The following is a 23,180-nucleotide window of genomic DNA, read 5'->3' on the forward strand; positions in this document are numbered from 1 at the left end:
CTTGCGAGCCCCGCAGTCGCGAACCAAGGTGGCAGAGTGAGCGAGAACCCGTTGCAGCCGCCGTGGCTGAACGCGCCGCCGGTCGAGGAGTACCCGTTCGAGGAGAGCCACGACCTGCGGGTCGGGCCGAAGCTGCACCCCGCGCTGGATGCTCTGCTGCCCTACATCGGGCTGTGGCGCGGCCGGGGCAAGGGCGGTTTCCCCACCATCGAGGATTTCGACTACGCGCAGGAGATCCGGATCAGCCACGACGGCCGGCCGTTCCTGCACTACGAGTCCCGTGCCTGGATCCTGGACGAGCAGAGCAAGCCGGTCCGGCCGGCCGGTCGTGAGGTCGGCTGGTGGCGGCCGGTGCTGGTGGACGGGCGGGCCACCGATGAGCTGGAGGCGCTGCTGACCACCCCGACCGGGGTGATGGAGCTGCACCTCGGCAAGCGCACCGGCACCCAGATCGAGTTCGCCACCGACGCGGTCATCCGGACTCCGACCGCCAAGGAGGTCACCGGCGGGCACCGGCTCTTCGGCATCGTCGAGGGCGCCCTGCTCTATGCCCAGGAGATGGCTGCCATGGGGCACGGGCTCAGCCCGCACCTTTCCGCCCGGCTCGTCCGGGTCGGCGGCTGACTAGACGGGGAAACCCAGCAGGGATTGCAGGGCGGGGGTGCGCGGGCAGTCGGCCCGACGCACCCCGTCCAGGGTGTGGACCTCGGCGGCGCCGCGTACCGACGAGGTGAACCACACGCCATCCGCCGCGTGCAGTTCGGCGGTGGTGACCATCCGCTCGGCGGCGCCCAGGCCCAGCTCGGCGGCGTGGGCGAGCAGCCAGGCCACGGTCGTGCCGGCGAGAATGCCGGTGGTGGCGGCGGGCACCGTGCAGAGCGTGCCGTCGGTGAGCCACACCACGTTTGCCGAGGGGCCCTCCAGGGCGTAACCGTCGGAGGAGATCCACAGCACGTCGTCCACCCCGGCCCGGTCGGCCCAGCGGCGGGCGGCGCTGCTGACCGCGTACGACGTGGATTTGATCCCGGCCGGTAGCCAGCTCAGCCCGGTGCGGGCGTCGGCGGGCACCCCCAGCGGCAGGGTGGAGACGCTGATCCCGTCCCGTCGGGCGGCCCGGGAGGCCGCCGGCACTCCGGCCAGCGTGGCGTAGACCGTCGGCGGGCCACTGGTCTGCGGGCCCCGCGTGCAGACCAGCCGAAGTGCCCCCTCCACCTGCGCTGGCCAGCCTTGACGCACCTCGTCGAGCAGGTCGATCAGCGCGGCGGTGGGGGGCAGGGCCAGCTCGACGGCGGCGGCCGCCGCGACCAGGCGGGCCAGGTGTTCGTCGCGTAGCCACGGCTGGCCCTGACGCAGGTGCATGGTCTCGAAGAGGCCGTCGCCGTGGAGGACGCCGAGGTCGTCACCGCGGAGCAGGGGGTCGCTGGCGGGTACCAGGCCGCGCCCGAGAAGGGCGATCCGCGCGGCTGGGCCGGCCGCGGCCTTCCCGACGGACGACATAACCATGACCGTCGAGCGTAGCGGCGGTCGATCGCGGTGCGATGAGCGGCATGGTGGCCGAACTATGATCGGACGGTGTCCGAATCCTCCCTAGCGGAAATGCTGCGGGCCCGTGGGCTGCGGCTGACGGCCCAGCGGCAGCTCGTCCTCCAGGCGGTGCTCGATCTGGGGCACGCCAGCCCGGAGCAGGTGCACACCGCCGTCCGGGAGGTCGCCGCAGGCGTCAACATCACCACCATCTATCGCACGCTTGAGCTGCTGGAACGGCTCGGCCTGGTCACCCACACGCACCTTTCGCATGGCTCGCCGACGTATCACGCGGCGGGTGAGCACCAGCACGTCCACCTGGTCTGCCGGGAGTGTGGAGCGATCGACGAGATCGATCCGGATCTGCTCCGCCCGCTCGCCGACGAGTTGGCCGCGCAACGGGGGTTTCGGGTGGATATCGGGCACGTGTCACTCTTCGGCGTCTGCGTACGCTGTGAGAACGGGGACCAGAAATGATCGACATCGCGGGCGCGGTGGCCGTCGAGAGCATCGACGAGGCGAGCCGTGACCAGCCGGATCCGGCGCACGTCGCGGCCGGGGTGCGGGGGGTGGCCGCGCACTACGGCGACCCGCTGCGCGAGCAGCGCACCCTCGACACCGAGGTCGGCCTGGTCGACCGGTCGCACCGAGGGATCATCGCGGTGCCCGGGGAAGAGCGGGCCGCGTGGTTGCACACGATCACCTCGCAGCACCTGACCACGCTGGCGGCCGGTGAGGGCACCGAGCTGCTGGTGCTGTCCCCCCACGGTCACGTCGAGCAGCACGCCCTGGTCGCGGAGGACGGCGAAACCGCCTGGCTGGACACCGAGCCGGGAGCGACCGGGGGCCTCCTGGCGTACCTGGAGAAGATGCGGTTCTTCAGCAAGGTCGACCCGCGCGACGCGACCGCCGAGCGGGCGCTGCTGTCGCTTGTCGGGCCGGCGGCGACGGACGCGCTGGGCACGCTCGGCGTGACCGGGCTCGCCGCACCGGACCTGGTCGCGGTGCCGGGTCCGAAGTTCGCCCAGGGTGCCGTGCCACCCCGGGCGAGCGTTCGGTACGACGTGAAACCGCTGCCAATCGGCGGCTGGGCCCGACGCGGCCTGCTCGGCGTGGACCTGCTGGTGCCGCGATCGGTGCAGGAGCAGGTGGTGGCGGAGCTGCGCGGTGCCGGCGTGCCGGTCGCGGGGCTCTGGGCGTACGAGGCGATCCGGGTGGCCGCCCGGCAACCCCGGGTCGGGGTGGACACCGACCACCGGACCATTCCGGCCGAGGTCGACCTGATCGCCCCGGCCGTGCACCTCGACAAGGGTTGCTACCGGGGGCAGGAGACGGTGGCCCGGGTGCACAACATGGGCCGGCCGCCGCGTCGCCTGGTGTTGCTGCACCTGGACGGCGTGACCACCGACCAGCCGCCGACAGCCGGCACGCCGGTGACTCTCGACGGTCGGGCGGTTGGCTTCGTCGGCACCGCCGTACTGCACCACGAGCTGGGGCAGGTCGCCCTAGCGGTGTTGAAGCGGAACGTCCCGGACGACGCCGCGCTGATGATCGGCGAGACCGCGGCGGCGATCGACCCCTCCTGAACGGCCGTCTAGGATCGCCGGCATGACGACAGGGACGTTGATCACGGTGGCCCCGACCGGCGCGGAGTCGGCCAAGGCGGAGGTGCCGGCGCTGCCGGTGACCCTCGACGAGCTGCTGCTCACCGCGAAGGAGTGCGAGGCGCTCGGCGCTGCCGTGATCCATGTCCATATCCGCGACGATGAGGCACGGCCGACGCTCGACCCGGTACGCCTCGCCGACACGGTGGCGGCGCTGCGAGAGAGCACCGACCTGATCGTGCAGCTCTCCTCTGGCGGCGCGGTGACCGACCCGGAGGCCGCCCGGCTTGCCGTGCTCGACGCCCGGCCGGACATGGCCTCCTGCACCATGGGCACGGTCAACTTCGGCGACGACGTCTTCCTCAACCGCTGGGAGTTCATCGTCGACCTGCACACCCGGATGCAGGAGCGCGGGATCGTGCCGGAGTACGAGATCTTCGACCTCGGCCACTTGTCCGCGTTGCAGCGGTTGCTCGGCAAGTACGGGCTTCCGGCTGGTGGGCACGTGCACGTCGACTTCGTGATGGGTGTGCCGGGCGGAATGCCGGGCACCACCGAGACCCTTGTCGCGGCCCACCGGATGCTGCGGGACCTGCCCGAGGGCACGACCTTCTCCGCCACCGGTGTCGGCCGCAGCACCATCGCGGTGCTGCTGGCTGCGCTGTCGACGGGCGGGCACCTGCGGGTCGGCATGGAAGACACCGTGACGTACGCGAAGGGTCGCCCGGTGGAGTCCAACATGCAGCTGGTCGCTCGCGCGGTCGGGTTCGCGCAGCTCGCGCAGCGCCCGCCGCTGACCACCACCGAAGCCCGCGAGCTGCTCGGGTTGTAAGGCCGGGCGTGTCCCGCGCCCCTGTCACCCGGGCGGTGTACTACCTGGTCACCCCGCCGTCAGGCACCCCAGGGCCGTCGGTACCGTCCAGCGCGTGACGAAGACGTACGAGGGCGGCGCGCCGCTCGCTGAGGTGGTCCGTTCCGGTTTCGTGGAGGGTGCGCACCGCGGCTCGGTGGTGGTGCTGGACGCCGCCGGTGTGCCGGTGGCCTCCGCTGGGGACGTGACCTCGCCGGTCTTTCCCCGTTCGGCCAGCAAGCCGATGCAGGCGATCGGGATGCTGCGCGCAGGCCTGACGTTGACCGACTCGGCCGACGTGGCGTTGGTGTCGGCGAGTCACGCGGGTGAGGACTTCCACCTGGCCCGGGTCGGTGCGCTGCTCGAGCGTGCCGGGCTGGACGCATCGGCGCTGCACTGCCCGCCCGACCTCCCGGTGGGCACCGCTGCCCGGGAGGCGGTGCTGCGCGCCGGTGGCGGTCCCACCAGGGTGCAGATGAACTGCTCCGGCAAGCACAGCGGGATGCTGCTGACCTGCGAGGCCGCCGGTTGGCCGCTGGACGGCTACTGGCGGCCGGAGCACCCGCTGCAGCAGCGGTTGCGGGCGGCCATCGAGGAGTTCACCGGCGAGCAGGCGGCGGCGGTGGGCGTGGATGGCTGCGGGGCCCCGGTGCTCGCCGTGTCGCTGACCGGCATTGCCGGGGCGTTCCTCCGGCTGGTCGACGCCGAGCCCGGCTCGGTGCCGCGCACCGTGGCCGACGCCATGCGTGCACACCCGGAGATCGTCGGTGGCACCCAGGCCGACGACACCCGGCTGATGCGCGGTGTCCCGGGCCTGCTGGCCAAGGTCGGGGCCGAGGGTGTGATCGCGGTGGCGTTGCCGGGCGTCGGCGCCGCCGCTTTGAAGATCGACGATGGTGCCGACCGCGCCCGGATGCCGGTGCTGGTCTCGGCGCTGCGCCGGCTCGGCGTGGACGCCCCGGTGCTGACCGAGTACGCGGAGGTGCCGCTCTTCGGCGGCGGCGTCCCGGTCGGCGCGGTCCGCTCGCTCTGGTGACGCCACCGGTCCACCAGACGGTGGTCCGACGCTGTGATGCCGCGACGCTGTGATGCCGCGACGCTGTGATGCCGCGACGCTGTGATGCCGCGACGCTGTGATGCCGCGACGCCGCGACGCCGCGACGCGGAGGCCAACTTCGTGTCGAGCGGTATACCTCAGAGTCATATTTATGACTCTGAGGTATACCGCTCGTCGGGGTGCTGGCCTCGTCGTGACGCCGGCCGCGGCGCTCGACGGGCTGGGCGCGCGCCTGGCAGCCCGCGGCGAGCTGCGCCGGGGGCGGGCACGGGCGCCGCGCGGTCAGCTCAGGAAGTCGAGCAGGGCGGCGTTGACCGGCTCCGGACGCTCCAGCGGCAGCAGGTGCGCGGCGTCCGGCACGTCGGGCAGTCGTACCGCGCCGGGGACCTCGGCAGCGATCCGGTCGGCGAGCCGAATGATGTCCGGCACGTCCGCGGCCCCGGCGGTGACCAGGACGGGCACCTTCAGCTCCCCGAGGCGGTCGATCGCCGGCGGCGTCAGCTCACCCACTTCGACCGCGCCGAGCGCCAACTCGGCGGCGAGCGCGCGCTGGTCCATCTCCTGCGCGAACGCCAGCAGCCCGGGGTCGACGTCCTCCGGCTGGCGGCCCGGGCCGACCACCCAGAACCGCACCTCGCCGGCCGCCCCGGCGACGAAGTCGTCTGGGTCGACCTCTCCGACCAGGTCGTCCCAGAGGGTGTTCGCCTCGTCGGACCACTCGTTGCCGGAGACTGCCGAGTTGAACAGCGCGAGCGCACTCACCCGGTCGGGGTGGGCCAGCGCGGTGTCGATGGCGACCGACCCACCGAAGGAGCAGCCGACCAGGGCGGCCCGGGGCAGGTCGAGCGCGTCCAGCAGCCCGACCACGTCGTCGTGGTGTGTGAACGGTGTCGGGGGCAGCTCCGAGTCTCCGTAGCCGCGAAGGTCCGGAACGATCACCCGGTGCCGGGTGGCGAGCACGGAAAGCTGCCCGCGCCACATCCGCCGGTCGGTGATGCCGGCGTGCAGCAGTACGACGGGCGAACCGGTGCCGGCCTCGTCGTACGCGATGCTTGCTCCATTGACTGTGATCTTGTGCACGGCCGGACGGTACGGATCGAGCGAGCGGCACGCAAACCGGACGCTGAGACGTCGCTAACTATGGTTAGCATTTTGCTTGCAAGAGCTAGCGCGGCGGGTTAGCGTCACGTCCATGGCCACACCGAAGGACCTTCCCGACGTCGGCGGGTTCATCCGCGATCTGCGGCGCAACGCCAAGATCTCGCTGAGGCAACTCGCCGAGCAGGCGGGAGTCAGTAACCCGTACCTCAGTCAGATCGAACGCGGCCTGCGCAAGCCCAGCGCCGAGGTGCTCCAGCAACTAGCGAGCGCGCTGCGGGTCTCCACCCCTGCGATGTACCTGCGTGCCGGCCTGCTCGACGACAAGGAAGGCCACGGTGTGCTCGCCGCCATCGCCGTGGACGCCGACCTGACGATGGCCCAGAAGCAGTCGCTCAGCCAGATCTACGAGACGTTCCGCCGGGAGAACACCCGGCTGGCCGAGGCCCAGGCCGACGCCGAGGGCACCGGCACCACCGGCGGCACGGCTGCGGCGACCACCCCGACCGACGTCGCCGACCAGCCCGCCGACGTGGCCAACCTGGCCGCCACCGGCCCCACCACCGCGAGCGGCACCCCGACCGAGGCCGTGCTCGAGTCGGTTGCCGTCACCGAGGCAGGCACTGCCCCCGCCCCGAGCAGCACCCGCACCAGCACCCCCGAGAAGAAGGTCGCCGAGGCGGCCGAAGAGGAGACGTCATGAGCGAGCCGAAGACCAACCGGATCCCCGCCCCGATCTACGCCGCCGCTGGCGCCGGTGAGTTGGCCATCGAGCAGTTGCGCAAGCTGCCGGCCGTGGTCGGCGTCCTCGGCACCCGGGTCGTCGCCGACCTGGGTGGTCGGGCAGTGCTGACCGGCTTCGAGTTGCGTCAGAAGGCCGCCGAGACGCTGCGTACCGCCAATGAGACCGCCGGCGCCCTGCGCGGCCGGGCGCAGGCCGAGCTGGACCTCACCAAGCTCCGCGAGTCGGCCGATCTGGCCAAGCTGCGCGAGGTTGCCGACCTCGACAAGCTGCGCGAGGTTGCCGACCTCGACAAGCTGCGCGCCGCCGCGACCCGCAACGCTGTCATGGTGTTTGCGAGTGCCCAGGCCGCGCAGGAGCGTGCGTTCGCCGCGTACGGCGCGCTGGTCGCCCGTGGTGAGCGGGTCGTCGGCGCCGGCGTGTTGGAGGCCGCCGAGACGGTCAACGCCGACATCGAGGCGACCCAGGCCACCACCCCGGCCACCACCACCGCCCCGACCGCCCCGGCTGCGACCCCGGCCGCCCCGGCTGCCCCGGCTGCGACCCCGGCCGACGTGCCGACTCCGGCCGACGTGGCCGAGATCGCCGAGGCCAAGCCGGCCGCCGTCAAGAAGGCCGCCCGTGCTCCCAAGGCTCCCAAGCCGGTCGCGACCCCGTCGGCGAAGCTTCCCCGGGCCACCAAGCAGACCTGTCCGGCGGCTGAGTAGTTCGTCATGTCGAGGGCCCCGGCGGCGTCCTTGTCGGACGTAGCCGGGGTCCTCGACATAAGCTTGCCGGCATGGCCAACGCCGCGCCGATCTTCGCGTTCGAAGTCCGCTACGTGATCGAGTTGATCCTGCTCGTCTTCGCGCTGATCGTCCAGGGCGTCGCCCTGGTGCACGCGATCACCCAGCGCTCCGACGCCTTCCCCGCCATTGGCACCCTTCCGAAGGGCGGCTGGATCGCGATCCTCGCCGTCTGCCTCCTGCTGACCCTGCTCGGCTTCGGTCCGATCAGCCTCTTCGGACTGATCGGCATCGCCGCCGGTCTGATCTACCTCCTCGACGTTCGGGTCGGTCTGCGCGAGCTCGGCGACGGCAAAGGGTTCTGGTGAGAGGTTTTCGCTGGCCACCCCCGCCGGACAGCGGGCCCCGCACCTGGGGGCCCGGCCCGGGTGGGCCGCGTACCGGCCGGCCGGCGTTGCCAGAGCCGGAGACCGAGTTGGTCACCACCCCACACGGCGTACGGCTGGAGCGGCTGGTCACCGGCACCGGTGAACCGGTCACCGTTTTCGCGCACGGGCTTGGCAACGGCATCGCCACCACCCGCCCGTTCGGCAGCGGAGTGACCGGCCGAAAGGTCTTCTTCCAGTTCCGTGGGCACGGCCGTTCCGAGGCCCCGGACGGGCCATGGGACTACCTGGACCTGGCCCGGGATCTGCGCGCGATCGCGGACCTCGGTGGGGCCAGCCGTGCATTCGGCGCGAGCCTCGGCGCCGGTGCCCTCTGTCGACTGCTCGCGGAGAGTCCGGAGCGGTTCGAGAAGCTGGTTTTCTTTCTGCCAGCGGTGCTCGACGAGCCGCGTGAACCGGTCGCCCGCAAACGGATCACGGATCTGCTGGAGGCGGTGGACAGCGGAGACGCCTCGGCGGTCGCCGATGTCGTCTCACTGGAGTTGCCCGCTGCGGTGCGCAACACCCCGGCCGGCTGGGCGTACCTGCGGCAGCGGCTCGACCATCTGCTCCGCGACGGTTTGGCCGAAGGCCTGGCCACGCTGGCCGAGCAGACGTCGCTGCGCGAGATCACCGACCTGGCGGCGGTCACCGCTCCGGCGCTGGTGATCGGCTGCGCAGGCGACGACCTGCACCCGGTCGAGGTCGCCGAGCGGCTCGCCGCCGCGCTGCCCCGGGCCACCCTGCACGTGTACGACAGACCCGGCGTTCTCTGGACGGAACGCGCCGACCTGCGGGACCGCATTTCCGGCTTCCTGAACGAGTAACGTGCCCTGCCATGGGCGTCACACAGCATGGCCGTACGCACCGGCTCGACCTCGCCGACCCGACCCTGCGCGAGTGGACCTGCACGGTCCTGCACGCCGACCCGGAACAGGGCATCGTGCTGGACCGCTCGGCGTTCTATCCGGGCGGTGGCGGCCAACCACCGGACCACGGCGTGCTGCTGTGGCAGGGCGTGCAGACGCGGATCGTCGGCACCCGCAAGGGCGACGAGCCGTACCTGATCCCCGCCGAGGGTGACCCGCTGCCGCCGGTCGGCAGCGAGGTCGTCGGCGCGCTGGAGGACGAGCGCCGCACCCGGCTGATGCGTACCCACTCGGGGCTGCACGTGCTGTGCGGTGTGGTGTTCCGCGACTTCGGCGCGCTCGTGACGGGCAACTCGATGGACGTGGGCGAGGCCCGGATGGATTTCAACCTTCCCGAGGTGCCACCGGATTTCAAGAGCCGGATCGAGGAGTTGGTCAACGCCGAGGTGGCCGCCGACCGTTCGGTCGCCGTGCGGGTCCTGCCGCGCACCGAGGCGCTGGCCCTGCCGGACATCATCCGTACCCAGTCCAACCTCATCCCGGCGGACGAGCAGGAGGTCCGGATCGTCGACATCGTCGGTCTGGACGTGCAGGCCGACGGCGGCACCCACGTCGCGTCCACCGCGCAGATCGGCAAGGTGCAGGTGGTCAAGGTGGAGAGCAAGGGCCGAGCCAATCGTCGGGTCCGCGTCCGGCTGGTTGACTAGATCCGGGTAACGAATTCGGACGCCGGTTGTCAGGTATCGCTGACAACCTCGCAGGTATGACACAACCGCTCGCAGGAAAGATCGCGCTCGTCGCCGGCGCCACCCGGGGTGCCGGTCGACAGATCGCGATCCAGCTCGGCGCCGCTGGCGCCACCGTGTACGCCACCGGCCGCAGCAGCAGCGCCGGTCGCTCGGAGATGAACCGGCCGGAGACCATTGAGGAGACCGCCGAGCTGGTCACCGCTGCCGGTGGCACCGGTATCGCCGTCCGGGTCGATCACCTGGTGCCCGAGCAGGTCCGCGACCTGGTCGCCCGGATCGACGCCGAGCAGGGCCAACTCGACGTGCTGGTCAACGACATCTGGGGTGGCGACCCGCTGGTCACCTGGGAGAAGCCGATCTGGGAGCAGCCCTTGGAGGCCGGCTTCCGCACCCTGCGACTGGCCGTCGACACGCACATCATCACCAGCCACTTCGCCCTGCCGCTGCTGATCCGCAAGCCCGGCGGCCTGGTGGTGGAGATGGGCGACGGCACGAAGGCGTACAACGACGAGAACTACCGGCTCTCGGTCTTCTACGACCTGGCCAAGACCTCGGTCAACCGGCTCGCGTTCAGTCAGGCGCACGAGCTGAAGCCGCACGGCTGCACAGCCGTGGCGCTCACCCCCGGGTGGATCCGCTCGGAGGCGATGCTGGAGCACTTCGGCGTGACTGAGGAAAACTGGCGCGACGGCGCAGCCACCGACCCGAACTTCCTCATCTCGGAGACCCCCGCGTTCGTCGGCCGCGCGGTGGCCGCACTCGCTGCCGACGAGGACAAGGCCCGCTGGAACGGCGAGTCCGTCGATGCTGGCACGCTGTCCAAGGTGTACGGGTTCACCGATCTCGACGGCAGCCAGCCGGAGGGCTTCCGCTACATCGTCGAGGTGGTCGACGCTGGCAAACCGGCGGACGTCACCGGCTACCGGTAGAGCGCGCCGAGGCGGTCGGCCGCCTCGGCGAACAACCGCCGCAGCTCGGGTGGATCGAGCACCTCCACCTCGGGGCCGAGCCCCAGCAGTTGGTGGTACGCCACCTCGACGGACTCGACGGGCAGATGGGCCACCATCCAGCCCTGCCCGTCGGGCGGGCTGGCGGCGGCAACCAGTTCGTCGTACACGAACGGGGCATCGACCAGGTGCCGGAGCTGGCGCAGGCCGGCCGCGCTGAGCCGGACGGTCACCTCGGCACGCAGCATGGTTCGCAGGAACGACCCGGCCTGCTCGCGCCAGTGCCCGGCCAGGTCGAAGCTCTCGTCGCGGTTGAAGGTCTCCTCGCCCACCTCGACCCCGGTGACCCGGTCCACCCGGTAGGTGCGCGCGTCCTCACCGACCCGGCCGACCAAATACCAGACGGCGCTTTTGAGCACCAACCCGTACGGCTGGACCCGGCGGGTCACCTCCCGGTCGCCGCGCCGGTAGCGCAACTCCACCACCCGGTCTCCCCAGACCGCCCGGGCCAGCTCGGTGAGCCACGGCGGCGGCCCGGTCTCCCGGAACCAGCCCGGCACGTCCAGGTGAAACCGCTGCCCAGCGCGGGCCGGGGCATCGCGCAGGGCCGGCGGCAGCGCGGCGAGCACCTTCAACTCGGCCGCCGCGACCGCGTCGGCGAGCCCCATGTCGCCGGCCGGTCCGGGTAGCCCGGCGAGAAAGAGCGCCTCCGCCTCGTCCCGGGTCAGCCCGGTCAGTCGGGTGCGGTAGCCGCCGAGCAGGCGGTAGCCGCCGGCCCGACCCCGATCGGCGTAGACCGGCACGCCAGCGGCGGAGAGCGCCAACACGTCCCGGTAGACGGTCCGCTCGGAGACCTCCAACTCTCGCGCCAGCTCGCTCGCGGTCATCGAACCGCGGGCCTGGAGCAGCAACAACAGCGAGATCAGTCGGGACGCGCGCACCCGCCCATCCTGCCCGGCCCCGCTCACCGCCCGCCGGGGGTCAGCAGCCCTCTGTCGTACGCGGTGGCCACGGCGGCGGCCCGGTCGTTGACCCCGAGCTTGGCGTAGAGGTGCAGCAGGTGCGTCTTGACGGTGGCCTCGCTGATGAAGAGTTGACTCGCCGCCTCCCGGTTGGAGGCACCGCGCGCCACCAGGGTGAGGACCTCCAGTTCGCGTTGGCTGAGCGGCTCCTCGATGGGAGCGCGCAACCGGCCCATCAGTCGACCGGCGACGCTCGGCGCGAGCACCGACTCACCTCGGGCCGCGGCCCGGACCGCCCGGACCAGGTCCTCGCGGGGCGCGTCCTTGAGTAGGTAACCTGTCGCGCCGGCCTCGATCGCCGGCAGCACATCGGCGTCCGTGTCGTACGTGGTGAGCACCAGCACCCGGGTCGCGCTGCCGGAGCGGGCCAGCCGGCCGATGGCGGTCACTCCGTCCATCCCGGGCATCCGTAGGTCCATCAGCACCACGTCCGGCCGCAGCGTCGCGACCAGGGCCAACGCCTCCGAGCCGTCCGCCGCCTCGCCCACCACCTCGAAGTCGGGGTCGCCGGTGAACATCCCGCGCAGGCCGTCACGCACCACCGGATGGTCGTCGACGATCAGCAGCCGTACCGGGGTGGTCAACCGGCACCTCCCGGTAGCGCGGGGACGGACGCCGAGATGGCGGTCCCACTGCCCAGTTCGGATTCGACTGCCAGCTCGCCACCCACCCGGGTCACCCGCTGCCGCATGGCGGTCAGCCCGTACCCCCCGCCCGGCTCGCGGGGCACCGGCTGGTCGGTGATGTCGAAGCCCGTCCCGTCGTCACGGACGTCCAGCGTGACCACGTCCGCCATGTACGACAGGGTCAGCCCGACCCGCGACGCGCCGGCGTGCCGGGCCACGTTGGCCAGCGCCTCCTGGGCGGCCCGCAGCAGGGTCACCTCGACCTCCGGGTGCAGCGGACGGGGCGTGCCGGTGGTGGCCACGTCGGCCCGTACCCCGTTGAGAGCCGACCAGCGCCCGCCCAGCTCGACGAGGGCGTCCGGCAGCCGGGCCGTCTCCAACGTCTCCGGACGGACGGCCCGCACCGAGCGGCGGGCCTCGGTGAGGCTCTCCCGGGCCAGGGCGAGCGCGTTGTCGACGTGCCGGCACCAGTCGGCGGACCGGTCACGGGTCTGCTCGGCCGCCTCCAGTTGGGTGATGATGCCGGTCAACCCCTGGGCCAGGGTGTCGTGGATCTCGCGTGCCATTCGTTGCCGCTCGTCCAGCACACCGGCCTCCCGGGCCTGGGTGAGCAGTTGGGCGTGCAGCCCGGCGTTCTCCCGGACCGTCTCGGTGAGTTGGCGGTTGGCCTCGCCGAGTTCCGCCATCAACCGCTTGCGCCTGGCGTCCTCCTGCTCGGCGACCATCGCGAACCAGCTCAACGAGCCGGCCACCACCAGGTTGAAGAGCACCAGCACCAGCCACAGCGGCAGGTGCGACGTCACCACCGACAGACCGCCGCCCTGCGATGTGGCGACCAGGGTGGCCGTGGCGACCACACCGGCGATCCGCCAGCGAGTGCGTAGCACCGGAAAGGCGTGCGTGTATCCGACCCAGGCGAAAAAGCCGTACCACGGATTGGCGGCCACCAGCACGGCCGCGAACGCGAGCAACCCGGCGTAGTAGACCGCCATCAGCCCGCGCTGGCTCTGCCAGCCGGGGTGCAGGGTGATGAACCAGGCGACCCAGCACCCGGCCGCCACGGCGATGGCGAGGGTGGGCGCGGTGGCGAGGGCCCCGGGTGCCGGTGCGACGAGGGCCAACACGGTGCCCAGGGCCAGCCCGCCATAGGGGAACACGCGATAGAGGCTCGCCTCGCGCTCCCGCCAACTGGTCACACGGTCGTGCCCACCGCTGTAGGTCATCGCATCTCCGCTCACTCCCAGCGGAACAGTTTCGCCGCGCTGGTGCCGGCCACCACGGCGATCACCGCCATTATCGCCAAGTGCAACGGCTGCGGCGACGTGCCGGTCCAGGCGTCGAGGAGCGCCTGCACACCCGGCGGCGTGTAGTCACCGATCCGCGCCACGAAGTCCGGAAGCAGGAACCGGGGGAGGTAGGCCCCGCCGAAGAACATGGTGACCATGAACAACGGTGCGGCCAGGGCCTGGGCCGCCTTCGTCGTCCGGGCCACGGCGGCGACCAGCAGGCCGAGCGCCAGCAGCGCCGCCGTACCGAGCACGAACGCCACGGTGAAGCCGAGCGGGTGCCGGGGGAGCGGCACCCCGAAAGCCAACCGGGCGACGACGATGAGCAGCAGCGCGCTGGCCAGGATCCCGGCCAGGGCCAGCACCAGTTGGGCGGCGAGCAGAGCCGCCGGGTGCGCCGGGGTGGTCGCCAACCGGCGCAGCACGCCGCGTTCCCGGTAGGTGGCCAACACGGCGGGCAGGGTGTTCACCCCGACTATGACCATGCTGACCACCAGCAGCGACGGTGCGAAGTAGCTGACGAAGGTCTGCCCGTCGAAGTTCGGATCCGGTTCGCGGAGCGCGGGGATCAGCCCGAGCACCGTCAGGATCAGGGTGGGCACCCCGATGGTGGAGAGCAACGTCGGCCGGTCCCGCAGGTAGAGCCGCGCCTCGATCCTCAGGATCTGGCGGAAGGCGTGCATGGTGGCTCCTTCTCTCAGTTGGCGGGCCGGCGGCCGGTCAGCTCGACGAACGCGTCGTCGAGGGTGGACTGCTCCAGCCGCAGGTCCGCGGCGACGATCTGGTGCCGGGCCAGCACCGAGGTGACCGCGTGCAGCACCTCGCCGGTGCCAGTGACCACCACCTGACTGCCGGTGCGGTGCACGTCTGTGACCTCGGGCAGGTCGGTGAGGAGTCGGTCGTCGACCGGAGCCGAGGGCCGGAACCGGATGCGCTGCTCCGGAGCCACCGTCGACACCAGGCCCGCCGGGCTGTCCAGCGCGACGACGCGGCCCCGGTCGATCACCGCGACCCGGTCGCAGAGCCGCTCGGCCTCCTCCATGAAGTGGGTGACCAGCACGATCGTCACCCCGCTGTCGCGGACCTGTTCGATGAGGCCCCAGGTGTCCCGGCGGGCCTGCGGGTCCAGCCCGGTGGTCAGCTCGTCGAGGATGGCGATCTCCGGGTTGCCCACCAGAGCCAGCGCGATGGAGAGTCGCTGCTGCTGACCGCCGGAGAGCTTCTTGTACTCGGTGTTCCGCTTCTCGCCGAGTCCCAGCTTGTCGATCAACGCGGCCGGGTCGGCCGGGTTGCGGTAGAACGAGGCGTACAGCTCCAGTGCCTCGGCCACCCGGAGCCGGTCCGGCAGTTGGCTCTCCTGGAGTTGCACCCCGACCCGCTGCCGGAGCTGGGCCGCGTCCCGCCGCGGGTCGAGCCCGAGGACCGACACCGCGCCCCCGTCGGGGACGCGCAGCCCGGCGACACACTCGACGGTGGTGGTCTTGCCCGCGCCGTTTGGGCCCAGGACGCCGAAGATCTCCCCGGCCTCCACGGTGAGCGACACGTCGTCCACCGCCACGAGATCGCCGTACTGCTTCTTCAGGTGGGTCACCTCGATGACCGGCATCGTGCCGCCTTCCGCCGCTGGCTTCGTACCCCCTCAAGGTTTGTCGAAGTGACCCGGCAGCGAATCGACTGGTCGGCGACGATCACCGACGTCGCCGGTGGACCGCCGCCGTCCGTCAACCGGTTGATGTGTACGGCGACAGTCGTTGCTAGCGCTCCGCCCGGCGGATTCGATCACCGCTCGTTAGGCTGCTCGATCGTGGACGTCAGCAGAATCGCCAGCCCGGTGACCGGGGTCGTCGGACGCTTCTTCGCCGGGGCGGGCCTGCTCCTGCGGGGGCTCGGCCTCTATGTTCGTAGCCCGGGGTTGATGCTGCTCGGCGTCGTGCCGGCGCTGATCTCGGGCGCGCTCTTCGTGGCCGCGCTCGCCACCCTCGTGTACTTCGTGGACGACCTCGCCGCGCTGGTCACCCCCTTCGCCGATGACTGGTCGACCACCGCTCGCAGCCTGGTCCGGGTGGTCGCCGGGCTGGCCTTCCTGGGGTTCGGCGGCCTGCTCGGAGTGCTCACCTTCACCGCGGTCACCCTGGTCATCGGCGACCCGTTCTACGAGAAGATCTCCGAGCTGGTCGAGCTGCGGTACGGCGGCACGCCGAACGCGGTGGACGTGCCGTTCTGGTCGTCGTTGCGCCGCAGCCTCGCCGACTCGGTACGGCTGGTGGCCCTCACGGCGCTGGTCGGCATCCCGCTGTTTCTCGCCGGGTTCATCCCCGTGGTCGGCCAGACGGTCGTCCCGGTGATCGGGGCGGCGGTGGGTGGCTGGTTCCTCGCCGTGGAGTTGGTCGGGGCACCGTTCTACCGGCGCGGGATGCGGCTGCCGCAGCGCCGGACGATCCTGAAGGCCGACCGACCTGCGGCACTCGGCTTCGGGGTGGCGGTCTTTCTCTGCTTCCTCATCCCACTCGGCGCGGTGCTGATCATGCCGGCGGCGGTGGCCGGTGCCACCCTGCTGGCCCGCCGATCGTTGGGCCAACCGATTGAGGAGAGCTGACATGGAGATCACCCTGGTCGAGGGGGACATCACCACCCAGCAGGTGGACGCCATCGTGAACGCCGCGAACTCGTCCCTGCTCGGCGGCGGTGGCGTCGACGGCGCGATCCACCGGCGCGGCGGCCCGGCCATCCTGGCCGAGTGCCGGGCGCTGCGGGCCTCCCACTACGGCAAGGGCCTGCCCACCGGCCAGGCCGTGGCGACCACGGCCGGTGCACTGCCAGCCCGCTGGGTGATCCACACCGTCGGGCCGGTCTGGTCGGGCAGCGAGGACCGTTCGGCGCTGCTGCGTGACTGCTACGCCAACAGTCTCGCCGTGGCCGATGGGTTGGGCGCGACCACGTTGGCCTTCCCGTTGATCTCCGCCGGCATCTACGGCTGGCCGATCGACGATGCGGTCCGCCAGGCGTTGTCGGTGCTGCGGTCGGCCACTCCGGCCGCCGTCACCGAGGCGCGCCTGGTGCTCTTCGGCGCCGACACCCACACGACAGCCCGCCAGGTCTTCGACGCTGCCTGACGAGCTTCACCGCTGGCCTCGGCCCTGGCTGATCAGGTCAACTCGGCCAGGCAGGACCAATGGGACGCCACCGGCCGGTAGCCCAGCCGGGCGTTGATCGCGAGCATCGGCGCGTTCGCCTCGTCGTTCGAGGTATACGCGATCCGCACGCCGTTGGCTGCGGCCCGGTGCAGCGCCGCCATCTTGGCCAACCGAGCCAGCCCGCGACCCCGGTACGACGGGACGGTGCCGGTGTAGTCCGACCACATCCGGTCGCCGTCCCGCTTGACCAGACTGAAGGCGACCACCTCCCCGTCGACCTCGGCCGCGACGCTGGCCGTCTTGTCCAGGCCGAGGTTGTCCCAGACGTCGTACTGCCAGCTCTCATAGCTGACCGCGTCGACCGGTACGTCGCCAGGTTCGTCTGCCTCCGCGGCCACGTTCGCCACGTACAGGAGGTGCGGGTCCAGTTCGGACACCGGACGCAGCCGTACGCCCGGCGGAGGGTCCGGCAGCGCGGGGGCCGGATCCAGGTCGAGCGCCGAATACCGCACCTCCCGGCTGGGTTCGAAGCCGTGCCGACGGGCGAACGGCAGCGCTTCCGGCTGCGCGAAGGCACGGAGCCGGCGGACCCCCAGCGGGGCGAGGTGACCTGTCGCGGTCGTCAGCAGCGCGGTGCCGACCCCGCGCCGCCGGTGCTCGGGGTGCACATGAAGCAGGGTGATGTCACCGAAGTCCGCCGTCGAGGTTGAACCGTTGCGTTGCGCCGTCACCCAACCGACGACCTGGGCGTCGACCTCGGCCACGAAGGCGATCCAACCTCGTCCCGGTATTGGCTCGGCGATCATCTTCCGGGTCGACTCGACACCGCGCACCAGGTACGGGAAGACCATCCTCCGCAATGCCACCACGGCCGGCGCGTCGTCGGGCTGCGCCACACGAATACGCATGTCAGGCCCCCATCCGGACGGCGGCGACAGCCTCGACTTCGACGAGTTGGTCGTTGTAGCCGAGCACGGCCACCCCGAGCAGGGTGCTGGGCGGGTCGTGGTCGCCGAAGAAGTCGCGGACCACCCCCCAGACCGTCACCAGGTCTGCCTGTCGGGAGGACGCCACGTAGACGGTGGTCTTGACCACGTCGGTGAGTCGGGCGCCGGACGCCTCGAGGGCAGTCTCCAGGTTCGTCATCACCTGCCGGGCCTGCGCGGCGTGGTCGCCCGGCGTAACTGTGCGTCCCTCGGCGTCCAGCGGGCAGGCGCCGGCGGTGAAGACCAGCCGGGCGGGTGGATCAACGGTGGCCGCGTACGCGTACTCGGCGGCGTCGGAGAGGGCGGGGACATGCAGCAGCGCGACAGGTTCCGGCATGCCGGCGAGGCTAACGACTATCGCCCACCAGAGCGACGCATTAACCACGATGGCCTCGCGCGTGATCGCCCACCAGGCACCAACTGCACGGAAGTAGTGGCCTCGCGACGCACGGAGGCCACCAGGAAGTTGCGCGGATCTTGCGGCGAGCGCGGCCCCGCCCGCCGCTCAGGCGGAGTCGCGCAGGATCAGCTCGGTGGGGAGCATGACCGCCTGCTCGATGGTCTCCCCGGCGGCCAGGCGGAGTAGCTGCTGGGTCATCCGCCTGCCCAGCTCCACGATCGGCTGCCGGACGGTGGTCAGCGGCGGTTCGGTGTACGCAGCGGTCTCGATGTCGTCGAAGCCGACCACGGCGACATCCTCCGGCACCCGCCGGCCAGCCTCGCGCAGCGTACGCAGGGCGGCATGCGCCATCAGGTCGGAGGCGGCGAACACGCCGTCCAGGTCGGGGTGCTCGGTGAGCAGCCTGCGCATCGCCGCCGACCCGGACTCCCGGGTGAAGTCGCCGACGGCGATCAGCTCGGGCAGCCCTGCGTCGGCGACTGCGGTGCGGTAGCCGTTGAGGCGTTCGATCCCGGCGACCATGTCCTGTGGCCCGGCGATGGTGGCGATCCGTCGGCGACCGTTGTCGATCATGTGTCGTACGGCTGCGGTCACCCCGCCGACGTGGTCGACGTCGACGTACGGCACGGGCACGTCGCCGAGTGGCCGGCCGCTGACCACCACCGGGATGCCGAGCCGGGCCAGCGTGCCGGGCAATGGATCGGCACCGTGCAGCGAGGCGAAGAGCACCCCGTCGACGTGCCGGCCGGTGGTGTACCGCTCGACCCGGTGATGCCCGGCCGGCGAACCGGCGAGCATCAGCACGAGTTGCTTGTCGGCCGCTTCCAGCTCCTGGCTGACACCCCGGATGATGCCGGGGAAGACCTGGTCGTCGGAGAAGACCCGGGTGGCCGCCTCCGGCATGACCAGCGCGATCGAGTCGGTGCGTTGGGTGACCAGGCTGCGGGCGGCGAGGTTTGGTACGTACCCCAATTCGACGACAGCCCGGGTGACTGCCTCTCGGATCGGCTCGGCGACGGTGGTGGAGCCGTTGACCACACGGGACACGGTGGCTCGGGACACCCCGGCCCGCGCCGCCACCGCTTCGAGCGTCGGCCGCTGCGCCGTCGTCATCGCGCCTTCCCTCCGCTCGTCACAACCCGTTCCGGGAGACCGTTTCCTGGGTTCATCGGGCGCTGGCCTCAGCGTGGTGGGTGCTTTGCCCCATGTCAAGAGAGCGCTCTCCGGAACCTGTCGGCGGGACCCCAGAACTGATCGAGGGCGCCACCCCGGCGGAGTGGCACCCTCGTCGTGGCGGATCCGATCTAGCGGGTACGCAGACCCTCCAGCAGGGTGTGGTCGCCGGCAACGTCAAGCGTCTCGAAGCTCATTCGACCCCAGAGCGCCAACAGCAGATCGCTCGCGGTGCCGCTGACCTGCGCCCGGGCGTGGTGGTCGTCGTGGTCGAAGATGGTCGCGGTGTCGAGCAGCGCCACCCCCTCGCCGCGCAGCCGCAGATACCACTCCTGAGCCGCATCGGTAGCGGTGAGCTGCACCACCCCGTGCCAGTCGCCCGGCGTCCGCCGCCGGCCCGCGGGCAGCCAGGTGTCCAGCACCTCACTCACCCCGTCGGCCGCGAGCTTCGCCTCCACCGGCTCGCCCGCCGCGATGGCAAGCTGGGCGTCCCAGCGGTGCACAGCCGTCTCGTGCGCAATGCGACGCGGCCAGAAACCGGCCTTCTTCGGCTGCGGAGCCCAGTTCCACGCCGGTGCCTCCGGGTCCAGCCCGTCGAAGACGGTCATCAGCCGGTCGTACCCCTGGCGCCACAGTTGCAGCGGGTCCACGCCAGCTTCCACCTCGGCCCGGTCCTGGCGGTCCGGCTGGGTGGTCAGGCCAGCGCCGGCGAACGACGAAACCCAGTGGTAGATCCGAGCGAGGTGCAGTGTGAGGTCGGTGACCGTCCAGCCCGGACAGGACAGAACCGGTGTCTCCGGCGGTGCCTCGGCCACCGCCGCCGCGAACGCCGGACCCTCCGCGCGGAGTGCCCCGATCCAGAAATCCTTGCTGCCCTGCAGTCTGCTCATGCCATCCTCCCGGGGGTGCCGGGCGACCAATGGGTGCCACGGCTATCACTCAGCCTAAGGTGAAGGGCGTGCCAGACGCCTCCGCCCAGCCGACAACCGAAGCCGATCGTGCCACCCCTGGTCCACTGGCCAGCCACACCACTCTACGGATGGGTGGGTCGGCCGAGCGGATCGTGGCCGCCGGCAGTGCCGACGAGATCGTCCGGGCGGTCCGGGCCGCAGACGAGCCGCTCCTGATCCTGGCCGGCGGCAGCAACGTGGTGATCGGCGACGCCGGCTTCCCCGGCACCGTCGTCCTGGTGCGCTCCCGTGGCCTGCGCGTCGTCGCCGAGGACGCCGGGTCGATCACCGTACGGGTCGACGCCGGCGAGCCGTGGGACGACCTGGTCGCCGCCACGGTGACCAACGGTTGGGCCGGCCTGGAGTGCCTTTCCGGCATCCCCGGCTCCACCGGCGCCACCCCGATCCAGAACGTCGGCGCGTACGGCCAGGAGGTCGCCGAGACGATCACCGGCGTCGAGGTCTACGACCGCGCTGAGGGCACCCGTTATGTCATCCCCGCCGCCGACTGCGGGTTCGCCTACCGGGGCAGCATCTTCAAGTACCAGGACCGTTGGGTGGTGCTCTCCGTCGACTTCCGGCTCGCCCGGTCCCCGATCTCCGGCCCGGTGCGTTACGCCGAACTGGCCCGTGCGCTCGGAGTCGAGGTGGGCGACCAGGTGCCTCTGGCCGACGCCCGAGCGACGGTGCTGCGGTTGCGCGCGGGCAAGGGCATGGTGCTCGACGCCACCGACCCGGACACTCGCTCGGTCGGCTCCTTCTTCACCAACCCGGTGCTCGACCAGTCGACGTACGAACTACTCCTGGAACGTGCCGCCGAGTTGGGCGATCCGCCGGCCTGGCCGGGGGCGGACGGCATGGTCAAGGTGAGCGCGGCCTGGCTGATCGACAAGTCGGGCTTCACCAAGGGTCACCCCGGCGAGGGTGGGGTAACCATCTCCAGTAAGCACACCCTGGCCCTGACCAACCACACCGGCAACGCCCGAACCGCCGACCTGCTGACCCTGGCCCGCGACATCCGCGACACGGTGCACGCCCGCTTCGGCGTAACCCTCCACCCCGAACCAGTCCTCATCAACTGCACCATCTAACCCCATCACCACCCCGTCCTCGCCCTTCCATATCGGCGATCTTGCAGTTTCTGCCGCGACAAACCGGGCGCAACGCTGCATATCGGCAACAGGAAGTGCAAGATCGCGGAGGGCTGGGCTGGGCTGGGCTGGGCTGGGCTGGGCTAGGGCTGGGGCTGGGGCCAGGGGAGGGTTAGCTCTCCTTGGCGCCAGCGGGTTGGGCCGTTGAGGATGGGCCAGCCCGTTTCGCGGAGACGGGTCACCGCGCTCAGCCAGCGTTGGCGCGGGCCGAAGGTGGCGTAGGGGGCGGCGGCCTGCCAGGCGTCGTCGAGGGCGCGGATCAGATCGTGGATCGGCTCGCCGGGCACGTTGCGATGGATCAGCGCCTTGGGTAGCCGCTCGGCCAGCTCGGCGGGGCTGGTCAAGGTGGTGAGCTTCGCGGCCAGGGTCAGCGTTCGAGGGCCGTCGGCGTCGATCAGCAGCCAACTGGCGAGCCGACCCAACTCGTCGCAGGTGCCCTCGACGAGCACCCCACCCGGGGCGAGCGCAGCGGTCATCGTCCGCCAGGCGTCGGGCACCTCGCTCTCGTCGTACTGCCGCAGGACGTTGAACGCGCGGACCAGCACCGGCCGGAGCCCGGCCAGCTCGAACCCGCCTCGGGCGAACGTCAGGCCGGGTGGGTCGGCGGCTGGTGTCGCGGCGGCCACCCGGGCCGGGTCGATCTCCAGCCCGACCAGCCGTACGTCGGGTCGAATCCCCGCCGCCAGCCGGGCTCGCAGCTCTACCGCGGTCACCGGGGTGGCCCCGTAGCCGAGGTCGACCACCAGGGGGTCGGCCGCCGCCAACAGTCGGTCGGCGCAGGTGGCGACGATCCAGTTGTCCACCCGACGGAGCCGGTTCGGGTTGGTCGTGCCCCTGGTTACCACGCCGAGCGGTCGGTGTCGTGCCGCGCCGCTCATACCGCCCCTCCCCGCCGTCGACCTCAGGAAACCCGGTGCACCTTGTGCTGGGCGGCCTGCGCCCGCGGCCGGACCACCAGTCGGTCGATGTTGACGTGCTCGGGGCGGGTGGCGCACCAGGCGATGCAGTCGGCTACGTCCTCGGCTACCAGCGGCCCCGGCACCCCGGCGTAGACGGCGGCTGCCCGTTCCGCGTCACCCTCGAAGCGGACCAGGCCGAACTCGTCGGTCTTCACCATGCCCGGGTCGATCTCGATCACCCGTAGCGGTCGACCGCACAGCTCCAGGCGGAGCGTGCCGGCGATCGCGGTCTGTGCGTGCTTCGCCGCGGTGTAGCCGCCGCCGCCTTCGTAGACAGTCAGGCCGGCAGTGGAGGAGACCACCACGATGGTGCCGGAGCCGGACGCCTCCAACGCTGGCAGTAGCGCCTGGGTGACCCGCAGCGTGCCGAGCACGTTGACGTCGTACATCCACTGCCAGTCGGCGACCGACCCGGACTCCACCGGGTCCAGCCCACGCGCTCCGCCGGCGTTGTTGACCAGCAGGGTGACCGGCCCGGGTGCCTGCGCGGCGGCCTCGGCCAGCTTGGCTACCGACTCGTCCGACGTGATGTCGCAGGTCACCGCGGTGGCCTGCCCGCCTGCGGCGGTGATTTCGGCAACCAGGTCGGCGAGCCGTTCTGCGCGGCGGGCGGCGGCGAGCACGTGGAAGCCCTCGGCGGCGAGTCGGCGGGCGGTGGCCGCGCCGATCCCGCTGGATGCTCCGGTGACGATGGCGACAGAGGTCATTCCGACATTCTCGCCCCGACCGCACGGCCCGTTCCGACCGGGCGTGGAACCGCCATTGACGGGAGTGCGGTGATGAGGTCCGTCACCCCTGGGGGCCGCGCCGGGGAATTTCCGAAGCCCGATGGGGAAGATGACACCCGGCGTTCAGGTTGACCGAGAAGCGCCGGTCGTGCGAGACGGCATCAACCGTGACAAA

The 23,180-nt window shown here is 71.5% G+C and carries 27 protein-coding genes; 14 read left to right on the forward strand and 13 right to left on the reverse strand.

Features of this window, described 5'->3' with window-relative positions; all coding sequences use genetic code 11:
* The first annotated feature begins 36 nt into the window (after positions 1 to 36).
* Positions 37 to 624: an FABP family protein gene (locus ACLQ28_RS24775; protein WP_425688666.1), complete on the forward strand. Its 588-nt coding sequence runs from the start codon at positions 37 to 39 to the stop codon at positions 622 to 624.
* Here ACLQ28_RS24775 and ACLQ28_RS24780 read toward each other — a convergent pair whose 3' ends face one another.
* Positions 625 to 1,503, reverse strand: coding sequence for an aminotransferase class IV (locus tag ACLQ28_RS24780; protein ID WP_425688667.1), 879 nt, complete (start codon positions 1,501 to 1,503; stop codon positions 625 to 627).
* A 69-nt stretch (positions 1,504 to 1,572) separates the two neighbouring features.
* Here ACLQ28_RS24780 and ACLQ28_RS24785 point away from each other — a divergent pair, with 69 nt between their 5' ends.
* The 4 genes from ACLQ28_RS24785 (at position 1,573) to ACLQ28_RS24800 (ending at position 5,014) form a co-directional block, all read left to right on the forward strand.
* Entirely contained in the window at positions 1,573 to 2,001 is a 429-nt protein-coding gene (locus ACLQ28_RS24785) for a Fur family transcriptional regulator (RefSeq protein ID WP_425688668.1), read from the forward strand.
* Entirely contained in the window at positions 1,998 to 3,110 is a 1,113-nt protein-coding gene (locus ACLQ28_RS24790) for a YgfZ/GcvT domain-containing protein (protein ID WP_425688669.1), read from the forward strand. Before ACLQ28_RS24785 ends, ACLQ28_RS24790 begins: the two co-directional genes overlap by 4 nt.
* Before the next feature lie 22 nt (positions 3,111 to 3,132).
* Positions 3,133 to 3,960 carry a 3-keto-5-aminohexanoate cleavage protein gene (locus ACLQ28_RS24795; RefSeq protein ID WP_204942284.1) on the forward strand — a complete coding sequence of 276 codons (828 nt, stop codon included), beginning with the start codon at positions 3,133 to 3,135 and terminating at the stop codon, positions 3,958 to 3,960.
* Between the two features lie 94 nt (positions 3,961 to 4,054).
* Positions 4,055 to 5,014, forward strand: a complete 960-nt coding sequence (locus tag ACLQ28_RS24800) for an asparaginase (protein WP_425688670.1) — start codon at positions 4,055 to 4,057, stop codon at positions 5,012 to 5,014.
* A gap of 303 nt (positions 5,015 to 5,317) precedes the next feature.
* Here ACLQ28_RS24800 and ACLQ28_RS24805 read toward each other — a convergent pair whose 3' ends face one another.
* Positions 5,318 to 6,115 carry an alpha/beta fold hydrolase gene (locus ACLQ28_RS24805; protein WP_425688671.1) on the reverse strand — a complete coding sequence of 266 codons (798 nt, stop codon included), beginning with the start codon at positions 6,113 to 6,115 and terminating at the stop codon, positions 5,318 to 5,320.
* Positions 6,116 to 6,227: 112 nt separating this feature from the next.
* Between ACLQ28_RS24805 and ACLQ28_RS24810 the strand changes: the two genes are divergently transcribed.
* From ACLQ28_RS24810 to ACLQ28_RS24835, 6 genes are all read left to right on the forward strand, one after another.
* On the forward strand, positions 6,228 to 6,836 hold the full coding sequence (locus tag ACLQ28_RS24810; RefSeq protein ID WP_425688672.1) for a helix-turn-helix domain-containing protein: 609 nt from the start codon (positions 6,228 to 6,230) through the stop codon (positions 6,834 to 6,836).
* On the forward strand, positions 6,833 to 7,582 hold the full coding sequence (locus ACLQ28_RS24815) for a hypothetical protein (RefSeq protein ID WP_425688673.1): 750 nt from the start codon (positions 6,833 to 6,835) through the stop codon (positions 7,580 to 7,582). Before ACLQ28_RS24810 ends, ACLQ28_RS24815 begins: the two co-directional genes overlap by 4 nt.
* Before the next feature lie 71 nt (positions 7,583 to 7,653).
* Positions 7,654 to 7,968: a DUF2516 family protein gene (locus ACLQ28_RS24820; protein ID WP_425688674.1), complete on the forward strand. Its 315-nt coding sequence runs from the start codon at positions 7,654 to 7,656 to the stop codon at positions 7,966 to 7,968.
* Positions 7,965 to 8,852 carry an alpha/beta fold hydrolase gene (locus ACLQ28_RS24825; protein ID WP_425688675.1) on the forward strand — a complete coding sequence of 296 codons (888 nt, stop codon included), beginning with the start codon at positions 7,965 to 7,967 and terminating at the stop codon, positions 8,850 to 8,852. The genes ACLQ28_RS24820 and ACLQ28_RS24825 overlap by 4 nt, the downstream gene beginning before the upstream one ends.
* An 11-nt stretch (positions 8,853 to 8,863) precedes the next feature.
* Entirely contained in the window at positions 8,864 to 9,601 is a 738-nt protein-coding gene (locus tag ACLQ28_RS24830) for an alanyl-tRNA editing protein (protein WP_425688676.1), read from the forward strand.
* Between the two features lie 56 nt (positions 9,602 to 9,657).
* Positions 9,658 to 10,572, forward strand: a complete 915-nt coding sequence (locus tag ACLQ28_RS24835) for an SDR family oxidoreductase (protein WP_425688677.1) — start codon at positions 9,658 to 9,660, stop codon at positions 10,570 to 10,572.
* Here the strand turns inward: ACLQ28_RS24835 and ACLQ28_RS24840 are convergent.
* From ACLQ28_RS24840 to ACLQ28_RS24860, 5 genes are read right to left on the reverse strand one after another with little or no spacing between them, the layout of a single operon-like run.
* Positions 10,563 to 11,531: a helix-turn-helix transcriptional regulator gene (locus tag ACLQ28_RS24840; RefSeq protein ID WP_425688678.1), complete on the reverse strand. Its 969-nt coding sequence runs from the start codon at positions 11,529 to 11,531 to the stop codon at positions 10,563 to 10,565. The genes ACLQ28_RS24835 and ACLQ28_RS24840 overlap by 10 nt on opposite strands.
* Positions 11,532 to 11,554: 23 nt before the next feature.
* Entirely contained in the window at positions 11,555 to 12,196 is a 642-nt protein-coding gene (locus ACLQ28_RS24845; RefSeq protein WP_425688679.1) for a response regulator, read from the reverse strand.
* Positions 12,193 to 13,461 (reverse strand): sensor histidine kinase, encoded by a 1,269-nt coding sequence (locus tag ACLQ28_RS24850; RefSeq protein WP_425688680.1) that lies wholly within the window; start codon positions 13,459 to 13,461, stop codon positions 12,193 to 12,195. Before ACLQ28_RS24850 ends, ACLQ28_RS24845 begins: the two co-directional genes overlap by 4 nt.
* A gap of 11 nt (positions 13,462 to 13,472) precedes the next feature.
* Positions 13,473 to 14,207 carry an ABC transporter permease gene (locus tag ACLQ28_RS24855; protein ID WP_425688681.1) on the reverse strand — a complete coding sequence of 245 codons (735 nt, stop codon included), beginning with the start codon at positions 14,205 to 14,207 and terminating at the stop codon, positions 13,473 to 13,475.
* A gap of 14 nt (positions 14,208 to 14,221) precedes the next feature.
* Positions 14,222 to 15,130, reverse strand: a complete 909-nt coding sequence (locus ACLQ28_RS24860) for an ABC transporter ATP-binding protein (protein ID WP_425688682.1) — start codon at positions 15,128 to 15,130, stop codon at positions 14,222 to 14,224.
* Between the two features lie 198 nt (positions 15,131 to 15,328).
* Here ACLQ28_RS24860 and ACLQ28_RS24865 point away from each other — a divergent pair, with 198 nt between their 5' ends.
* Positions 15,329 to 16,120: an EI24 domain-containing protein gene (locus ACLQ28_RS24865; protein ID WP_425688683.1), complete on the forward strand. Its 792-nt coding sequence runs from the start codon at positions 15,329 to 15,331 to the stop codon at positions 16,118 to 16,120.
* A 1-nt stretch (position 16,121) separates the two neighbouring features.
* Positions 16,122 to 16,637, forward strand: coding sequence for an O-acetyl-ADP-ribose deacetylase (locus ACLQ28_RS24870; protein ID WP_425688684.1), 516 nt, complete (start codon positions 16,122 to 16,124; stop codon positions 16,635 to 16,637).
* Between the two features lie 32 nt (positions 16,638 to 16,669).
* Here the strand turns inward: ACLQ28_RS24870 and ACLQ28_RS24875 are convergent, their stop codons facing one another.
* The 4 genes from ACLQ28_RS24875 to ACLQ28_RS24890 form a co-directional block, all read right to left on the reverse strand.
* Positions 16,670 to 17,566: a GNAT family N-acetyltransferase gene (locus ACLQ28_RS24875; protein ID WP_425688685.1), complete on the reverse strand. Its 897-nt coding sequence runs from the start codon at positions 17,564 to 17,566 to the stop codon at positions 16,670 to 16,672.
* 1 nt (position 17,567) lies between these two features.
* Positions 17,568 to 17,981, reverse strand: coding sequence for a RidA family protein (locus tag ACLQ28_RS24880; protein ID WP_425688686.1), 414 nt, complete (start codon positions 17,979 to 17,981; stop codon positions 17,568 to 17,570).
* 168 nt (positions 17,982 to 18,149) lie between these two features.
* A complete protein-coding gene (locus ACLQ28_RS24885) occupies positions 18,150 to 19,157 on the reverse strand; it encodes a LacI family DNA-binding transcriptional regulator (protein ID WP_425688687.1) in 1,008 nt (335 codons plus the stop codon).
* A 191-nt stretch (positions 19,158 to 19,348) separates the two neighbouring features.
* Entirely contained in the window at positions 19,349 to 20,107 is a 759-nt protein-coding gene (locus ACLQ28_RS24890; protein ID WP_425688688.1) for a maleylpyruvate isomerase family mycothiol-dependent enzyme, read from the reverse strand.
* Between the two features lie 29 nt (positions 20,108 to 20,136).
* Here ACLQ28_RS24890 and ACLQ28_RS24895 point away from each other — a divergent pair, with 29 nt between their 5' ends.
* Positions 20,137 to 21,258, forward strand: a complete 1,122-nt coding sequence (locus tag ACLQ28_RS24895) for a UDP-N-acetylmuramate dehydrogenase (RefSeq protein WP_425688689.1) — start codon at positions 20,137 to 20,139, stop codon at positions 21,256 to 21,258.
* A 143-nt stretch (positions 21,259 to 21,401) separates the two neighbouring features.
* Here the strand turns inward: ACLQ28_RS24895 and ACLQ28_RS24900 are convergent, their stop codons facing one another.
* Complete coding sequence (locus tag ACLQ28_RS24900; RefSeq protein WP_425688690.1) at positions 21,402 to 22,196, reverse strand: class I SAM-dependent methyltransferase; 795 nt, start codon at positions 22,194 to 22,196, stop codon at positions 21,402 to 21,404.
* Positions 22,197 to 22,219: 23 nt separating this feature from the next.
* Positions 22,220 to 22,984, reverse strand: a complete 765-nt coding sequence (locus ACLQ28_RS24905) for an SDR family oxidoreductase (protein ID WP_425688691.1) — start codon at positions 22,982 to 22,984, stop codon at positions 22,220 to 22,222.
* Between the last annotated feature and the right edge of the window lie 196 nt (positions 22,985 to 23,180).

Origin of the sequence: Micromonospora sp. DT201 (genome assembly GCF_049841575.1) — a bacterium.
Classification (GTDB): Bacteria; Actinomycetota; Actinomycetes; order Mycobacteriales; family Micromonosporaceae; genus Micromonospora.

Excerpts from the sequence above, each read along its gene's own strand:
- ACLQ28_RS24780 (WP_425688667.1), bottom strand. The coding sequence starts at position 1,503 with ATGGTTATGTCGTCCGTCGGGAAGGCCGCGGCCGGCCCAGCCGCGCGG.
- ACLQ28_RS24790 (WP_425688669.1), top strand. The coding sequence starts at position 1,998 with ATGATCGACATCGCGGGCGCGGTGGCCGTCGAGAGCATCGACGAGGCG.
- ACLQ28_RS24795 (WP_204942284.1), top strand. The coding sequence starts at position 3,133 with ATGACGACAGGGACGTTGATCACGGTGGCCCCGACCGGCGCGGAGTCG.
- ACLQ28_RS24810 (WP_425688672.1), top strand. The coding sequence starts at position 6,228 with ATGGCCACACCGAAGGACCTTCCCGACGTCGGCGGGTTCATCCGCGAT.
- ACLQ28_RS24815 (WP_425688673.1), top strand. The coding sequence starts at position 6,833 with ATGAGCGAGCCGAAGACCAACCGGATCCCCGCCCCGATCTACGCCGCC.
- ACLQ28_RS24820 (WP_425688674.1), top strand. The coding sequence starts at position 7,654 with ATGGCCAACGCCGCGCCGATCTTCGCGTTCGAAGTCCGCTACGTGATC.
- ACLQ28_RS24830 (WP_425688676.1), top strand. The coding sequence starts at position 8,864 with ATGGGCGTCACACAGCATGGCCGTACGCACCGGCTCGACCTCGCCGAC.
- ACLQ28_RS24835 (WP_425688677.1), top strand. The coding sequence starts at position 9,658 with ATGACACAACCGCTCGCAGGAAAGATCGCGCTCGTCGCCGGCGCCACC.
- ACLQ28_RS24850 (WP_425688680.1), bottom strand. The coding sequence starts at position 13,461 with ATGACCTACAGCGGTGGGCACGACCGTGTGACCAGTTGGCGGGAGCGC.
- ACLQ28_RS24855 (WP_425688681.1), bottom strand. The coding sequence starts at position 14,207 with ATGCACGCCTTCCGCCAGATCCTGAGGATCGAGGCGCGGCTCTACCTG.
- ACLQ28_RS24860 (WP_425688682.1), bottom strand. The coding sequence starts at position 15,130 with ATGCCGGTCATCGAGGTGACCCACCTGAAGAAGCAGTACGGCGATCTC.
- ACLQ28_RS24870 (WP_425688684.1), top strand. The coding sequence starts at position 16,122 with ATGGAGATCACCCTGGTCGAGGGGGACATCACCACCCAGCAGGTGGAC.
- ACLQ28_RS24875 (WP_425688685.1), bottom strand. The coding sequence starts at position 17,566 with ATGCGTATTCGTGTGGCGCAGCCCGACGACGCGCCGGCCGTGGTGGCA.
- ACLQ28_RS24880 (WP_425688686.1), bottom strand. The coding sequence starts at position 17,981 with ATGCCGGAACCTGTCGCGCTGCTGCATGTCCCCGCCCTCTCCGACGCC.
- ACLQ28_RS24885 (WP_425688687.1), bottom strand. The coding sequence starts at position 19,157 with ATGACGACGGCGCAGCGGCCGACGCTCGAAGCGGTGGCGGCGCGGGCC.
- ACLQ28_RS24890 (WP_425688688.1), bottom strand. The coding sequence starts at position 20,107 with ATGAGCAGACTGCAGGGCAGCAAGGATTTCTGGATCGGGGCACTCCGC.
- ACLQ28_RS24895 (WP_425688689.1), top strand. The coding sequence starts at position 20,137 with ATGGGTGCCACGGCTATCACTCAGCCTAAGGTGAAGGGCGTGCCAGAC.
- ACLQ28_RS24900 (WP_425688690.1), bottom strand. The coding sequence starts at position 22,196 with ATGAGCGGCGCGGCACGACACCGACCGCTCGGCGTGGTAACCAGGGGC.
- ACLQ28_RS24905 (WP_425688691.1), bottom strand. The coding sequence starts at position 22,984 with ATGACCTCTGTCGCCATCGTCACCGGAGCATCCAGCGGGATCGGCGCG.